Source organism: Streptomyces sp. NPDC048424, from assembly GCF_040651555.1.
Lineage (GTDB): Bacteria > Actinomycetota > Actinomycetes > Streptomycetales > Streptomycetaceae > Streptomyces.
On record NZ_JBEZKE010000007.1, the window covers coordinates 244,747 to 258,256 of the forward strand.

Genomic DNA, 13,510 nt, shown 5'->3' on the forward strand with positions numbered 1-13,510 from the left:
CCGTGTCCCTGAGGAGGAGCCCCCACCATGCAGACCCTGTCGCGCCGTGAACGCCTTCGGATCGAGACCACCGCCGAGATCAAGGAGGTGGCGCTCGCCCTGCTCGCCTCCGGCGACGTCGCCGGGATCACGCTGCGCGGCATCGCGCGCGAGATGGGCATGACCGCGGCGGCGCTGTACGGCTACTTCGACACCCGCGACGATCTGCTCGCCACCCTGGCGGCCGACACCTACAACCGGCTCGCCGACCAGCAGGAGCTGGCCCGCGACGCGCTCCCCGAGGAGGCGACCGCGGCCCGGCTCCTCGCGGTCGCGGACACCTTCCGGGAGTGGGCCCGTACCCGCCCGGCGGAGTTCCGCCTCACCTACGGGGACAGCTCCCCCGGGTACGCCCCGACCCACGACGACGTCGTGGCGGCCGCCCGCCGATGTTGCATGATCCTCCTCGGCCTGGTCGACGCCGCCTGGCCCGCCGCCCCCGAGCAGCTGAAGCGGGCCGAGGCGCAGTGGAGCGACTTCGTCCCCTCCCTCGCCGCCCTCGCCCGCGAGTGCTTCCCCCACCTCCCGCCGCAGGCGTTGCTGGCCTCGCTGCGGGTGTGGGGCCGCATGTACGGCCCGGTCGCGCTGGAGGTCTACCGCCAGTTCGGCCCCGAGGCCAACCCCCGCGTGCTGTTCCAGGCGGAGATGGACTCGGCCCTGGAGATGCTCGGCCTGGAGCAGCCCGGGCCGGGCGACGCAGGGGCCTGAGCCCGCCCCGTCACCAGCCCCGTCACCCGCCCGCGCTCGGCGGGGCGGCGAGGTTCAGCTGCCAGGAGACGCCGAAGCGGTCGTTCACCCAGCCGAACCGGTGGCTGAATCCGTACGAGCCCAGGGGCATCAGCTCCTGGCCCTGCTCGGCGAGCGCGCCGTAGAGGCGGTCGATCTCGGCCTCGTCCTCGCACTGGACGTACAGCGACACCGCGGGCGTGAAGCCGAACGCATGGTTGACCGGGCTGTCGATGCACATGAGCTGCTGGCCGGCCAGGGAGAAGGTCGCGTGCCGCACCGTTCCCTCGGGTCCGGCCCCGGGTCCGGGCTCGTCGGGGCCGTAACGGCTGATGGAGAGCACCTCGGCGTCGTCGAAGAGCGAGAGGTAGAAGCCCATGGCTTCCTCGGCTCGCCCCTCGAACATCAGAAACGTGGTGATCTTCTGCGGGGTCGGCGTGACGGCCATCGTCGGATCGTGTCCCTTCGGCTCTTGTCCCGGACCAGGAACCCTATCCGCCGCCCCCGCCGCCGGGACCGGACCGGCCCGGCTACCGCGCGCCGTACACCGGCAGCGGAGCCTGGGCCGCGGCGAGGAGTTTCAGCGTGGTCTCGCCCGCCTCGGCGGGGGTCCAGCGGGAGTCCCGGTCGGCCGTGGGGCCGGGCCGCCAGCCCTCCATGACCGTGATCCGGCCGCCCTCCGCCTCGAAGACCCGGCCCGTGACCCCGGCCGAGGCCCCGGAGCCCAGCCACACCACGAGCGGGGACACGTTCTCGGGCGCCATCGCGTCGAAGCCGCCCTCCTCCGGGGCGGCCATGGTCTGCGCGAAGGTCTGCTCCGTCATCCGGGTCCGGGCCGCCGGGGCGATCGCGTTGACCTGGACCCCGTACCGGCCCATCTCGGCCGCCGCGACCATGGTGAGGCCGAGGATCCCGGCCTTGGCCGCGCTGTAGTTGCCCTGGCCGACCGAGCCGAGCAGCCCGGCCCCCGAGGAGGTGTTGACCACCCGGGCCGCCACGGGCCGCCCGGCCTTCCCCTCCGCCCGCCACCACGCGGCCGCCGCCCGCAGCGGCAGGAAGTGCCCCTTCAGGTGGACGCGCATGACCGCGTCCCAGTCGTCCTCGTCCAGGTTGACCAGCATCCGGTCCCGCAGGAACCCCGCGTTGTTGACCAGGGTGTCCAGGCGCCCGAACGCCCCGAGGGCCGTCTCCACGAGGGAGTCCGCGCCCCCCGAGGTCGCGATGTCCCCGCCGTGCGCCACCGCCTCCCCGCCGAGCGCCTCGATCTCGGCGACCACCCGCGCCGCCGGACCGTCCGGCCCGGGCAGCCCGTCCAGGCCCACGCCCAGGTCGTTGACGACGACCCGCGCCCCCTCGGTCGCGAAGGCCAGCGCATGGGCCCGGCCCAGCCCCCGCCCCGCACCCGTTACGACCACGACCCGGCCCTCGCACAGTCCCGCCATCTCAGTTCTCCTTGTTGACAGTTGCCGCATCCAGAAACGCCGGGCGCTCCCCGCCGCCGTGCACCAGCAGGCTCGCCCCGCTCACGTACGCCGCCCGGTCGGAGGCCAGGAACACCGCCGCGTCCCCCACGTCCGAGGGCTGCGCCAGCCGCCCGAGCGGGACGGTCGCGGCCACGGCCGCGACCCCGGCCTCGTCCCCGTAGTGCAGGTGCGTCAGCTCGGTCCGCACCATGCCGAGGACCAGCGAGTTCACCCGTACCTCGGGCGCCCATTCCACGGCCATGGACCGGGCCAGGTTCTCCAGGCCGGCCTTCGCGGCCCCGTAGGCCGCCGTCCCCGGTGAGGGCCGGGTGCCGCTGACGCTGCCGATCATCACCACCGAGCCGCGGGCCTCGCGCAGCCACGGGTACGCCGCCAGCGAGGCCGTCATCGGCGCCACCAGGTTCAGCTCGACGACCCGCGCGTGGCGTTCCGCCCCGCCCTCCCCCAGCAGCCGGTACGGGGTGCCGCCCGCGTTGTTGACCAGGCAGTCGAGGCGCCCGTACCGACCCGCGACCGCGCCGAAGAAGTCCTGTACGGCGGCGGGATCGCGCAGGTCGACAGCGTTGAAGGAGGCCTTCCGGCCGCCTGCCGAGACCGGTTCCTCCGGCGGCCGCCGGGCGCAGACGACGACCTCCGCGCCGGCCGCGAGGAACGACCGGGCGATCCCGGCTCCGACGCCCCGGGTTCCTCCGGTGACGACGACAACCCTCCCGTCGAGCTCCATGGGCTGCTACCTTCCTCACCTAACAAATGTTTGGTGGAAAGGTAGCTGATCCGCTCATGGGTGTCTCCACCTCCAGCCCGGACAAGGGCATCGCACTCGTCACAGTCGACTTCCCGCCCGTCAACGCACTGCCCGTGCAGGGCTGGTACGACCTCGCCGACGCGCTGCGCGCCGCCGGCCGCGACCCCGAGGTCCGGTGCGTCGTCCTCGCCGCCGAGGGCCGCGGGTTCAACGCCGGGGTCGACATCAAGGAGATGCAGCGCGACAGCGGCCACGCCGCCCTCATCGGCGCCAACCGGGGCTGTTACGAGGCCTTCGCCGCCGTCTACGAGTGCGAGGTGCCGGTCGTCGCGGCCGTGAACGGGTTCTGCCTGGGCGGCGGCATCGGCCTCGTCGGCAACGCCGACGCGATCGTCGCCTCCGACGACGCCACCTTCGGCCTGCCGGAGCTGGACCGGGGCGCGCTCGGCGCCGCCACCCACCTGGCCCGCCTGGTCCCGCAGCACCTGATGCGGGCCCTGTACTACACCTCGCGCACCGCCACCGCCGCCGAACTGCACGCCCACGGCTCGGTCTGGAAGGTGGTCCCGCCGGGCGAACTGCGCGCCGCCGCCCTGGAACTGGCCGCCGAGATCGCCCGGAAGGACGGCTACCTGATCCGGCTCGCCAAGGCGGCCATCAACGGCATCGACCCGGTGGACGTCCGCCGCAGCTACCGCTTCGAGCAGGGCTTCACCTTCGAGGCCAACCTCAGCGGGGTGGCCGACCGGGTCCGCGACACCTTCGGGAAGGGAGAGCGCTCATGACCGACAAGTCCATGACCCCCGAGGAGGTGGTCGGACAGCTCCGCAGCGGGATGACCGTCGGCATCGGCGGCTGGGGATCCCGGCGCAAGCCCATGGCCCTGGTGCGGGCACTGCTCCGCTCCGAGATCACCGATCTCACCGTGATCTCGTACGGCGGACCCGACGTCGGGCTGCTGGCCGCCGCCGGCCGCATCCGCCGGCTCGTCGCCCCCTTCGCCACCCTCGACTCCATCCCGCTGGAGCCCCACTTCCGGGCCGCCCGCGAGCGCGCCGCCTTCACCCTCACCGAGCTCGACGAGGCCATGTTCATGTGGGGCCTGCACGCGGCCGCCAACCGGCTCCCCTTCCTCCCCGTCCGCGCCGGCCTCGGCTCCGACGTGATGCGGGTCAACCCCGAGCTGCGCACGGTCACCTCGCCCTACGAGGACGGCGAGGAGCTCGTCGCCGTGCCCGCCCTGCGGATGGACGCCGCCCTGGTCCACCTGAACCGGGCCGACCGCCTCGGCAACGCCCAGTACCTGGGCCCGGACCCGTACTTCGACGACCTGTTCTGCGAGGCCGCCGACGCCGCCTACGTCTCCTGCGAACAGCTCGTCGAGACCGCCGAGCTCGCCAAGGCCGGCCCCCCGCAGTCCCTGCTCGTCAGCCGCCACTCCGTCACCGGGGTCGTGGAGACCCCGAACGGCGCCCACTTCACCTCCTGCGTCCCCGACTACGGCCGCGACGAGCCCTTCCAGAAGCTCTACGCGACCACCCCCTGGCCCGAGTTCTCGGCACGCTTCCTCTCCGGGGCGGGCGAGCACGACTACCAGTCCGCCGTACGGACCTGGCACGAGGAGCAGCAGCCGTGACCACCACGCCGACCACCGCGACCGTCACCCGCGCCGAATACTGCGTGATCGCCTGCGCCGAGGCCTGGCGCGACAACGGCGAGGTCCTCGCCAGCCCGATGGGCCTGATCCCCTCCTTCGGGGCCCGGCTCGCGAAGCGGACCTTCTCCCCCGACCTGCTCCTGACCGACGGCGAGGCCCTGCTCGTCGGGCTCGACGGCACGACCGAGGGCTGGCTCCCGTACCGGCGCCACCTGACCATGGTCACCGGCGGCAGGCGGCACGTGATGATGGGCGCCAGCCAGATCGACCGCTTCGGCAACCAGAACATCTCCTGCATCGGCGACTGGGAGCGGCCGGCCCGCCAGCTCCTCGGGGTGCGCGGCGCTCCCGTCAACACCTTGAACAACCCGGTGAGTTACTGGGTTCCCAAGCACTCCACCCGGGTCTTCGTCGAGCGGGTGGACATGGTCAGCGGGGTCGGCTACGACCGCGCCGAGGCAGCCGGGGTGACCCGCTTCCACCACCTCCCCCGGGTGGTCAGCGATCTCGGCGTCTTCGACTTCGGTGGCCCCGGCCACGCGATGCGGCTGGTCTCCGTGCACCCCGGGGTCACCGTCGAGGCGGTCCGGGCGGCCACGGGGTTCGAGCTGGCCGCCGCCGAGGAGGTCCCGTACACGCGGGAGCCGACGCCGGACGAGCTGCGGCTGATCCGCGAGGTGATCGACCCCAAGGGGCTGCGCGAGCGCGAAGTGCGGGGCTGATCCGATGGAGACGGCATTCACCAAGCTGGTCGGCGTCGAGCACCCGATCGTGCAGACCGGCATGGGCTGGGTCGCCGGCCCCCGCCTGGTGTCGGGCGCGGCGAACGCGGGGGCGCTCGGGATCCTGGCCTCGGCGACGATGACCATGGACCAGCTGCGGTCGGCGGTCCACGAGGTCAAATCCCGCGTCCCGGACGGAACTCCCTTCGGGGTCAACCTGCGCGCGGACGCCGGGGACGCGGCCGAGCGCGCCCAGCTGATCATCGACGAGGGGGTGCGGGTCGCCTCCTTCGCGCTCGCGCCCTCCAAGGAGCTGATCGGGCGGCTCAAGGAGGCGGGCGTGGTCGTCATCCCCTCGATCGGGGCCCGGCGGCACGCCGAGAAGGTCGCGGCCTGGGGCGCCGACGCGGTGATCGTCCAGGGCGGCGAGGGCGGCGGGCACACCGGGGACGTGGCCACGACCGTGCTGCTGCCCCAGGTGGTGGACGCCGTGGACATCCCGGTGGTCGCGGCGGGCGGCTTCAGCGACGGCCGCGGACTGGTCGCGGCCCTGTCGTACGGGGCCGCGGGCATCGCCATGGGCACCCGTTTCCTGCTGACCTCGGACTCCACCGTCCCGGACGCCGTGAAGGCCGAGTACCTGAGGGCCACGGTCAAGGACGTCACCGTCACCACCGCCGTGGACGGGCTGCCGCACCGGATGCTGCGCACCGCGCTGGTCGACTCCCTGGAGCGGGCGGGCCGCACCCGGGCACTGGCCCGGGCGGTCCGGCACGCGGCGGGCTTCCGGAAGCTGTCGGGGCTGAGCTGGCCGCAGATGGTCCGCGACGGGCTCGCGATGAAACACGGCAAGGACCTGTCCTGGAGCCAGGTCCTGCTCGCCGCGAACACCCCCGTGCTCCTCAAGGCGTCCATGGTCGAGGGCCGTACGGACCTCGGCGTCATGGCATCGGGCCAGGTCGCGGGGGTGATCGACGATCTCCCGTCCTGCGCGGAGCTCGTCTCCCGCGTCATGGCCGAGGCACAACAGGCACTCGAAGCACTGCACTCGCTCCGCACCCTGCCACCACCAGGGTGATCCCCCTTCTCCGTCACAGGAGTCGCCTTCATGAGCCGTGCCCGAATCCGCCTGGCGACCGCGGCGGCCGCCGCCGCTCTCGCCATCGGGACCCTGCCCGCCTCCGCGTACGCGGCGGCGCCCGGAGCCGGGGTCAGCGCCCGGCACCACCAGGTGCAGCCGCAAGCAGAAACGATTCGCCAGATCCCTCTCCAGGGCGCCGTCAACGTCCGTGACCTCGGCGGCTACCGCACCTGGACCGGCGGCAAGGTCCGCCAGGGACTCGTCTACCGCTCCGACGCACTCAGCAAGCTGACCGACGCCGACGTCACCACCGTCTCCGGTCTCGGCCTCACGAAGGTCGTCGATTTCCGCATCCCCATGGAGCTCCAGTACGACGGCGCCGACCGGCTGCCGTCCGGGCTCACGGCCACCTCGCGCCCGGTCAGCGACCTGGGCCTCTACGGAACCCTCGTCGGCGCGATCGCCAGCGGCGACCCCGTCACCCAGGAGCAGATGCTCGGCGGCGGCCGCGCCGAGGCCTACATGCGCGACATCTACCGGACGTTCGTGACCAGCCCCGAGAACCGGGCGCAGTTCGCGGCGACCCTGCGGGAGATCGCGGACGACGGCCAGGGCCCGGTCCTCTACCACTGCACCTCCGGCAAGGACCGGACCGGCTGGATGAGTTACGTCCTGCTGCGCCTGCTGGCCGTCCCCGAGGACACCGCCGAGCGCGACTACCTGGCGTCGAACACCTTCCGCGCCGCCTACGACGCCCGGCTGCGGGCGGGCCTCAAGCAGTCGGGGCGCATGCAGAACCCCGACCTCCTGATCCCGCTCCAGGAGGTCCGCCAGGACTACCTGGACGCGGCGACGGCCCGGATGGAGGCCGACTACGGCAGCTTCTACGGCTACCTGACCCAGGGCCTCGGCCTGGACCTGCGGACGCTGGCGAAGCTCCAGAACAAGCTGGTCCGCTAGCGGACAGCACGACGCCGGGCAGTGCGAGAAGCACTGCCCGGCGTCGTGGTCACCGTGTTCGGTCAGACCGCGCGGCGGCGGCCCTGCCCGCCCGATCCGACGCGGCTGCGCGCCGAAGCCGCGGCCGCACCGCCGGAGGCCGCGCCGCCACCGGTACGCCGGCCGCGCTCGCCGGAGCCGGCGGCCGCGCCGCCGCCCTGGCCGCCGCGGCGGGCCTGGCCCGACCCGGAGGCCGCCGGGGCCTGCCCGGAAGCGCCGCCACCGGAACGGCGGCCACGGCCGCCGGCCGCCGGGGCGCCACCCGTGGCGGAGCCGGTGCGCGGCCCGCCCGAACGGCGGCGCGAGCCGGAGCCCGAACCGGATCCGGAGCCACTGCGCGGCTTCGGCGCGGTCGGCTGCGGCACGTCCAGCACCACCGGGATGCCCGAGGGCTCCTTGGCGCCGGTCAGCCGGGACAGCTCCTCGTCGGAAGACTTGATCTGCGCGGTGCGCGGGGAGATCCCGGCGTCCGACATCAGACGGGTCATGTCCCGCTTCTGGTCGGGCAGCACCAGGGTGACCACGCTGCCGGACTCGCCGGCGCGGGCGGTACGGCCACCACGGTGCAGGTAGTCCTTGTGGTCGGTGGGCGGGTCCACGTTGACGACGAGGTCGAGGTCGTCGATGTGGATGCCGCGCGCGGCGACGTTCGTCGCCACCAGCGCGGTGACCTCGCCCGTCTTGAACCAGTCCAGGGTGCGGTTGCGCTGCGGCTGGGAGCGGCCGCCGTGCAGGCCGGAGGCGCGGACGCCGTCCGCGAGGAGCTTCTTGACCATGCGGTCGACCCCGCGCTTGGTGTCCACGAACATGATCACCCGGCCGTCGCGAGCGGCTATACGCGTCGCCACGGCCTTCTTGTCGGTCTCGTCCATGACGTACAGGACGTGGTGCTCCATCGTGCTGACCGCGCCGGCGGACGGGTCGACGGAGAAGGCGACCGGGTCGTGCAGGAACATCTTGACGAGCTTGTCGATGTTCTTGTCGAGCGTCGCCGAGAAGAGCATGGTCTGGCCCTCGGGCCGCACCTGCTTGAGCAGCGCGGTGACCTGCGGCATGAAGCCCATGTCGGTCATCTGGTCGGCCTCGTCGAGGACGGTGATGCCCACCTGCGAGAGGTCGGCGTCACCGCGGTCGATGAGGTCCTTCAGACGGCCGGGGGTGGCGACGAGCACCTCGGCGCCGCGGCGCAGGGCGCCGGACTGCCGGTTGATCGACATGCCGCCGACGACGGTCGCGATGCGCAGGTTGACGGCCGTGGCGTACGGGGCCAGGGCGTCGGTGACCTGCTGCGCGAGCTCACGGGTCGGTACGAGGACCAGCGCGAGCGGCTGCTTCGGCTGCGCGCGGTGGCCGGCGGTACGGGCCAGCAGCGCCAGGCCGAAGGCCAGCGTCTTGCCGGAGCCGGTGCGGCCGCGGCCGAGCAGGTCACGGGCGGCGAGCGAGTTCGGCAGCGTCGCGGCCTGGATCGGGAACGGCTCGGTGACGCCCTGGGCGGCGAGGGTCTTCAGCAGCGCCTCGGGCATGTCCATGTCCTCGAACGCGGCCACCGGCGGGAGCGCCGGGGTCAGCGGTTCGGGCATGGTGAATTCCTGCGGCCTGGCAACGGGGGCGGACTTCTGCCGTCCCGCACCAGCCTTCGGACGTCCCTGGGCCGCGCCTCGGCCCCGGGTGGGGCGGCGGCTGGGTCGTGCGGAGCTGGAGCTGGTCATGCGGAAATGCCCTCCTGAAACCGGCAGGTACAACAAGGTCGAAACAGCAGACAAGCCGGGGTCCGCACCTCACGGTGCGGACCCCGGCATGCTGAAGGAATTAGGCGGGAACGATGTTCTCCGCCTGGGGGCCCTTCTGGCCCTGGGTGACGTCGAAGGACACGCGCTGGCCCTCCTGGAGCTCACGGAAGCCCTGGGTGGCGATGTTCGAGTAGTGGGCGAACACGTCCGGACCGCCACCGTCCTGCTCGATGAAGCCGAAGCCCTTTTCCGAGTTGAACCACTTCACGGTGCCTTGTGCCATTTTAAATCTCCTGAATAGGCGGCAAAGGGCCCCATCCGGAGATTCCGGCAAAACAATAAAAGCGCCTGAGGATCATTCCCGTCAGGCGCACATAAAGTTCATGGGTACCACAACTGCAACGAGCTCTAAGCTAGCACACCTCCACGCGTCGGTGTGCCCGCGACCGTGTGACCTGCGTCGTCCGTGTGAAAAGTCCCGGCGGGACCCCGGTTCCACCGGGGGTGTCGGGGCCCGCCGGGGCCGGGGTCAGAGCCGCTCGATGATCGTCACGTTGGCCTGGCCGCCGCCCTCGCACATCGTCTGGAGGCCGTAGCGGCCTCCGGTGCGCTCCAGCTCGTGCAGGAGCGTGGTCATCAGCTTCACTCCCGTCGCACCCAGGGGGTGGCCCAGGGCGATCGCGCCGCCGTTGACGTTGACCCGCTCCGGGTCGGCTCCGGTCTCCTTGAGCCAGGCGAGCACCACCGGGGCGAAGGCCTCGTTGATCTCCACCAGGTCGATGTCGGCCAGTGACATGCCGGTCTTCTTCAGCGCGTACGCCGTCGCCGGGATGGGCGCGGACAGCATGCGGATCGGGTCCTCGCCGCGGACCGAGAGGTGGTGGATGCGGGCGCGGGGCCGCAGGCCGTGTTCCCGTACGGCCCGCTCGGAGGCGATCAGCATGGCCGCCGCGCCGTCCGAGACCTGGGAGGAGACCGCGGCGGTGATGGTGCCGCCCTCGACCACCGGCTTGAGGGTGGCCATCTTCTCCAGCGTCGTGTCCCGGCGCGGGCCCTCGTCCACGCTCACGTCCCCGTACGCCACCGTCTCGCGGGCGAAACGCCCCTCGTCGATGGCCCGGATCGCCCGCTGGTGGGAGCGCAGGGCGAACTCCTCCATGTCCTGCCGGGTGATCCCCCACTTCTGCGCGATGAGCTGGGCGCCGTGGAACTGGTTGACCGGGGCGTCGCCGTACCGGGCCCGCCAGCCCGCCGATCCCGCGTACGGGCCCTCGGTGAGGCCCAGGGGCTCCGCCGCCTGCCGCGAGGCGAAGGCGATCGGGATCATCGACATGTTCTGGGTGCCGCCCGCGACCACCAGGTCCTGGGTCCCGGAGAGCACCCCCTGCGCCGCGAAGTGCACGGCCTGCTGCGAGGACCCGCACTGACGGTCGACGGTGACACCGGGCACCTCCTCCGGGAGGCCCGCGGCCAGCCAGGCGGTCCGCGCGATGTCGCCGGCCTGCGGACCCACCGTGTCGAGGCAGCCGAACACCACGTCCTCCACGGCGGCCGGGTCCACCCCGGACCGCTCGACCAGCGCCTTCAGGACGTGCGCACCCAGGTCGGCGGGGTGGACGGCGGACAGTCCGCCTTTGCGCCGCCCCACGGGGGTGCGTACCGCGTCGACTATGTAGGCCTCGGGCATCGGGACTCCTCGGATCGGATCTGTCAGGTGGGGCGGAGGGCGATCCCGTCCAGCACCATCGACAGGTACTGGCGGGCGATCTCCTCGGGGCTGTGCTGTCCGCCCGGCCGGTACCAGGACGCCGCCACCCACACCGTGTCGCGCACGAAGCGGTAGGTGAGGCGGATGTCGAGGTCGGCGCGGAAGACCTTGGCGGCGACCCCCCGCTCCAGCGTCCCCAGCCAGGCCTTCTCGAACTTCTGCTGCGAGTCGGACAGGTAGTGGAAGCGGGGCTGCGCGGAGAGGGTCCGGGACTCCTTCTGGTAGATCGCGACGGCGGCGCGGTGCCGGTCGATCTCCCGGAAGGACTCGGTGACGAGGGCCTCGATGGTCTCCCTGGGGCCGAGACCGGCGGCGAGGACGGTGTCGTACCCCTCCCACAGTTCGGTGAGGAAGGCGGAGAGGATCTCGTCGAGCATCGATTCCTTGGAATCGAAGTGGTAGTAGAGGCTGCCGGCGAGCATGCCGGCGGCGTCGGCGATCTTGCGGACGGTGGTGGCGTTGTAGCCCTGTGCGGCGAAGACCTCGGCGGCGGTGTCGAGGAGTTCGCGGCGCCGCTCGGGAGAGGCCGTCACCTGCGGCTTCTTCTTGGGTGTCGGCTGGTTCGGCTGGTTCGTTGGCACGCGCCCATTCTCGGCCAAGGCATCCGCTAGGCGTGCTGGCTGCTGACCGACACGGTCTCGCCCGTCATGTACGAGGAATAGCCGCTGGCCAGGAAGACGATGACGTTGGCGACCTCCCAGGGTTCGGCGTAGCGGCCGAAGGCCTCGCGGGCGGTGAGTTCGGCCAGCAGCTCCGCGCTGGTCACCTTCACCAGGTGCGGGTGCATGGCCAGGCTCGGGGCGACCGCGTTGATCCGTACGCCGAACTCCGCTGCCTCCAGGGCCGCGCAGCGGGTCAGCGCCATCACCCCGGCCTTGGCGGCGGCGTAGTGGGCCTGGCCGGTCTGGGCGCGCCAGCCGACGACGGAGGCGTTGTTGACGATGACCCCGCCGCCGCCGGACGCCCGGAGCGAGCGCAGTGCGGCGCGGGTGCAGCGGAAGGTGCCGTTCAGGGTGACGTCGAGGACCTTGCCCCACTGTTCGTCGGTCATGTCGACGAGCGCGGCGGTGCCGCCGAGTCCGGCGTTGTTGACGACGACGTCGAGGCGGCCGTGGGTGTGTTCGGCGAGCGCGAAGAGGGCCGCGACCTGGTCCTCGTCGGTGACGTCGCAGGGCAGGGAGGCGACCCGGTCCGCGCCGAACTCGGCGGCGAGCGCCTCCTCGGTCTCCTTGAGGCGGCGGGCGTGGGCGTCGCCGATGACGATGCGGGCGCCCTCTTCCAGGAAGCGGCGGGCGGTGGCCCCGCCGATCCCGGCCCCGGCGGCCGCGGTGATGACGGCGGTGCGGTCCTTCAGCAGTCCGTGCCCGGGCACGTAGTCGGGGGTGCTCACGCCCGTACCTCCTTGGGAAGGCCGAGGATCCGCTCGGCGATGAGGGTGCGCTGGATCTCGTCCGAGCCCGCGTAGATCGTGTCGGCGCGGGAGAAGAGGAAGAGCCGCTGCCACTCGTCGAGTTCGTACGGGTCCCCGTGCGCGCCCGCCGCGAGGAGCGAGGCGGCGGCGCACACGTCCATGGCGAGCTCGCCGAGGTCGCGGTGCCAGCGGGACCAGTACAGCTTGGCGGTGGAGGGCGCGGTGCCGGGGCGCAGGGCGGTGGCCCGCATGGTCTCCAGGCCGATCCAGGCCTGGACGAGGCGGTCGCGGATCAGCGGGTCGGCGATCGCGCCGTTGGCGCGGGCGAGTTCGGCGAGGGCTTCGAGCTCGCGGCGGAAGCCGACCTGCTGGCCGAGGGTGGAGACGCCGCGCTCGTAGCCGAGGGTGGCCATGGCGATGCGCCAGCCGTCGCCCGGTGCGCCGACGATGTGGGCTGCGTCGGTGCGGGCGCCGTCGAAGTAGACCTCGTTGAACTCGGAGGTGCCGGTGAGCTGCACGATCGGGCGGACCTCGACCCCGGGCCGGTCCATGGGGACCAGGAGGTAGGAGAGGCCGGCGTGGCGACGGGAGCCCGGTTCGGTGCGGGCGAGGACGAAGCACCACTGGGCCTGGTGGGCGAGGGAGGTCCAGGTCTTCTGGCCGTCCACCACCCACTCCCCGTCGTGGAGGGCGGCGCGGGTGCGGACGGCGGCCAGGTCGGAACCGGCGCCGGGCTCGCTGTAGCCCTGGCACCACAGTTCCTCCACGGCCCGGATGGGCGGGAGGAAGCGGCGCTTCTGCTCCTCGGTGCCGTGGGCGATGAGGGTGGGGCCGAGCAGCTGCTCGCCGATGTGGTTCACGCGGGCGGGGGCGTCGGCGAGGGCGTACTCCTCGTGGAAGGCGATCTGCTGCGCGGCGCTCGCGCCGCGGCCGCCGTACTCGACGGGCCAGCCGAGGCAGGTCCAGCCGTGGGCCGCCATGTGGCGTTCCCACGCGAGGCGTTCGGCGAAGGCCTCGTGCTCCCGGCCGGGTCCGCCGCGGCCCTTGAGGGTGGCGAACTCGCCGGCGAGGTGGGCCCGTAGCCAACTCCGAACCTCGGTGCGGAACTCCTCGACGCTGCTCATGGCCGTACGTTAACCTACCAAACA

15 protein-coding genes are annotated in these 13,510 nt (G+C 72.6%); 6 read left to right on the forward strand and 9 right to left on the reverse strand.

Features of this window, described 5'->3' with window-relative positions; all coding sequences use genetic code 11:
- Window positions 1–27: 27 nt before the first annotated feature.
- Window positions 28–747 carry a TetR/AcrR family transcriptional regulator gene (locus tag AB0D29_RS13220; RefSeq protein ID WP_362853903.1) on the forward strand — a complete coding sequence of 240 codons (720 nt, stop codon included), beginning with the start codon at window positions 28–30 and terminating at the stop codon, window positions 745–747.
- A 22-nt stretch (window positions 748–769) separates the two neighbouring features.
- Here AB0D29_RS13220 and AB0D29_RS13225 read toward each other — a convergent pair whose 3' ends face one another.
- The 3 genes from AB0D29_RS13225 to AB0D29_RS13235 all read right to left on the reverse strand — a co-directional run bounded on the left by AB0D29_RS13225 (window position 770) and on the right by AB0D29_RS13235 (window position 2,973).
- Window positions 770–1,213, reverse strand: coding sequence for a VOC family protein (locus AB0D29_RS13225; protein WP_362853904.1), 444 nt, complete (start codon window positions 1,211–1,213; stop codon window positions 770–772).
- 82 nt (window positions 1,214–1,295) lie between these two features.
- The gene (locus AB0D29_RS13230; protein WP_362853905.1) at window positions 1,296–2,207 is read right to left on the reverse strand and encodes an SDR family oxidoreductase; all 912 of its coding nucleotides are present in this window, start codon (window positions 2,205–2,207) and stop codon (window positions 1,296–1,298) included.
- 1 nt (window position 2,208) lies between these two features.
- Window positions 2,209–2,973 (reverse strand): SDR family oxidoreductase, encoded by a 765-nt coding sequence (locus AB0D29_RS13235; RefSeq protein WP_362853907.1) that lies wholly within the window; start codon window positions 2,971–2,973, stop codon window positions 2,209–2,211.
- A 56-nt stretch (window positions 2,974–3,029) separates the two neighbouring features.
- Between AB0D29_RS13235 and AB0D29_RS13240 the strand changes: the two genes are divergently transcribed.
- The 5 genes from AB0D29_RS13240 to AB0D29_RS13260 are packed head-to-tail and all read left to right on the forward strand — an operon-like array spanning window position 3,030 to window position 7,414.
- Window positions 3,030–3,779 (forward strand): enoyl-CoA hydratase family protein, encoded by a 750-nt coding sequence (locus AB0D29_RS13240; protein ID WP_362853909.1) that lies wholly within the window; start codon window positions 3,030–3,032, stop codon window positions 3,777–3,779.
- Window positions 3,776–4,630 carry a CoA-transferase gene (locus AB0D29_RS13245; protein ID WP_362853910.1) on the forward strand — a complete coding sequence of 285 codons (855 nt, stop codon included), beginning with the start codon at window positions 3,776–3,778 and terminating at the stop codon, window positions 4,628–4,630. The genes AB0D29_RS13240 and AB0D29_RS13245 overlap by 4 nt, the downstream gene beginning before the upstream one ends.
- Window positions 4,627–5,373: a CoA-transferase gene (locus AB0D29_RS13250; protein WP_362853912.1), complete on the forward strand. Its 747-nt coding sequence runs from the start codon at window positions 4,627–4,629 to the stop codon at window positions 5,371–5,373. The genes AB0D29_RS13245 and AB0D29_RS13250 overlap by 4 nt, the downstream gene beginning before the upstream one ends.
- A gap of 4 nt (window positions 5,374–5,377) precedes the next feature.
- Entirely contained in the window at window positions 5,378–6,451 is a 1,074-nt protein-coding gene (locus AB0D29_RS13255; protein WP_362853914.1) for a nitronate monooxygenase, read from the forward strand.
- 30 nt (window positions 6,452–6,481) lie between these two features.
- Window positions 6,482–7,414, forward strand: a complete 933-nt coding sequence (locus AB0D29_RS13260; protein ID WP_362853916.1) for a tyrosine-protein phosphatase — start codon at window positions 6,482–6,484, stop codon at window positions 7,412–7,414.
- 62 nt (window positions 7,415–7,476) lie between these two features.
- On the opposite strand, the gene AB0D29_RS13265 is transcribed toward AB0D29_RS13260, so the two are convergent.
- From AB0D29_RS13265 to AB0D29_RS13290, 6 genes are all read right to left on the reverse strand, one after another.
- On the reverse strand, window positions 7,477–9,162 hold the full coding sequence (locus AB0D29_RS13265; RefSeq protein WP_362853918.1) for a DEAD/DEAH box helicase: 1,686 nt from the start codon (window positions 9,160–9,162) through the stop codon (window positions 7,477–7,479).
- 100 nt (window positions 9,163–9,262) lie between these two features.
- Complete coding sequence (locus tag AB0D29_RS13270; protein WP_007502648.1) at window positions 9,263–9,466, reverse strand: cold-shock protein; 204 nt, start codon at window positions 9,464–9,466, stop codon at window positions 9,263–9,265.
- 246 nt (window positions 9,467–9,712) lie between these two features.
- Window positions 9,713–10,870 carry an acetyl-CoA C-acetyltransferase gene (locus AB0D29_RS13275; RefSeq protein WP_362853920.1) on the reverse strand — a complete coding sequence of 386 codons (1,158 nt, stop codon included), beginning with the start codon at window positions 10,868–10,870 and terminating at the stop codon, window positions 9,713–9,715.
- A 23-nt stretch (window positions 10,871–10,893) separates the two neighbouring features.
- Entirely contained in the window at window positions 10,894–11,532 is a 639-nt protein-coding gene (locus AB0D29_RS13280; protein WP_351289559.1) for a TetR/AcrR family transcriptional regulator, read from the reverse strand.
- Window positions 11,533–11,558: 26 nt separating this feature from the next.
- The gene (locus AB0D29_RS13285; protein ID WP_362853922.1) at window positions 11,559–12,341 is read right to left on the reverse strand and encodes an SDR family oxidoreductase; all 783 of its coding nucleotides are present in this window, start codon (window positions 12,339–12,341) and stop codon (window positions 11,559–11,561) included.
- Complete coding sequence (locus tag AB0D29_RS13290; RefSeq protein WP_362853924.1) at window positions 12,338–13,486, reverse strand: acyl-CoA dehydrogenase family protein; 1,149 nt, start codon at window positions 13,484–13,486, stop codon at window positions 12,338–12,340. Before AB0D29_RS13290 ends, AB0D29_RS13285 begins: the two co-directional genes overlap by 4 nt.
- Between the last annotated feature and the right edge of the window lie 24 nt (window positions 13,487–13,510).

Excerpts from the sequence above, each read along its gene's own strand:
- AB0D29_RS13235 (WP_362853907.1), bottom strand. The coding sequence starts at position 2,973 with ATGGAGCTCGACGGGAGGGTTGTCGTCGTCACCGGAGGAACCCGGGGC.
- AB0D29_RS13260 (WP_362853916.1), top strand. The coding sequence starts at position 6,482 with ATGAGCCGTGCCCGAATCCGCCTGGCGACCGCGGCGGCCGCCGCCGCT.
- AB0D29_RS13275 (WP_362853920.1), bottom strand. The coding sequence starts at position 10,870 with ATGCCCGAGGCCTACATAGTCGACGCGGTACGCACCCCCGTGGGGCGG.
- AB0D29_RS13290 (WP_362853924.1), bottom strand. The coding sequence starts at position 13,486 with ATGAGCAGCGTCGAGGAGTTCCGCACCGAGGTTCGGAGTTGGCTACGG.
- AB0D29_RS13245 (WP_362853910.1), top strand. The coding sequence starts at position 3,776 with ATGACCGACAAGTCCATGACCCCCGAGGAGGTGGTCGGACAGCTCCGC.
- AB0D29_RS13265 (WP_362853918.1), bottom strand. The coding sequence starts at position 9,162 with ATGACCAGCTCCAGCTCCGCACGACCCAGCCGCCGCCCCACCCGGGGC.
- AB0D29_RS13230 (WP_362853905.1), bottom strand. The coding sequence starts at position 2,207 with ATGGCGGGACTGTGCGAGGGCCGGGTCGTGGTCGTAACGGGTGCGGGG.
- AB0D29_RS13220 (WP_362853903.1), top strand. The coding sequence starts at position 28 with ATGCAGACCCTGTCGCGCCGTGAACGCCTTCGGATCGAGACCACCGCC.
- AB0D29_RS13225 (WP_362853904.1), bottom strand. The coding sequence starts at position 1,213 with ATGGCCGTCACGCCGACCCCGCAGAAGATCACCACGTTTCTGATGTTC.
- AB0D29_RS13240 (WP_362853909.1), top strand. The coding sequence starts at position 3,030 with ATGGGTGTCTCCACCTCCAGCCCGGACAAGGGCATCGCACTCGTCACA.
- AB0D29_RS13270 (WP_007502648.1), bottom strand. The coding sequence starts at position 9,466 with ATGGCACAAGGCACCGTGAAGTGGTTCAACTCGGAAAAGGGCTTCGGC.
- AB0D29_RS13255 (WP_362853914.1), top strand. The coding sequence starts at position 5,378 with ATGGAGACGGCATTCACCAAGCTGGTCGGCGTCGAGCACCCGATCGTG.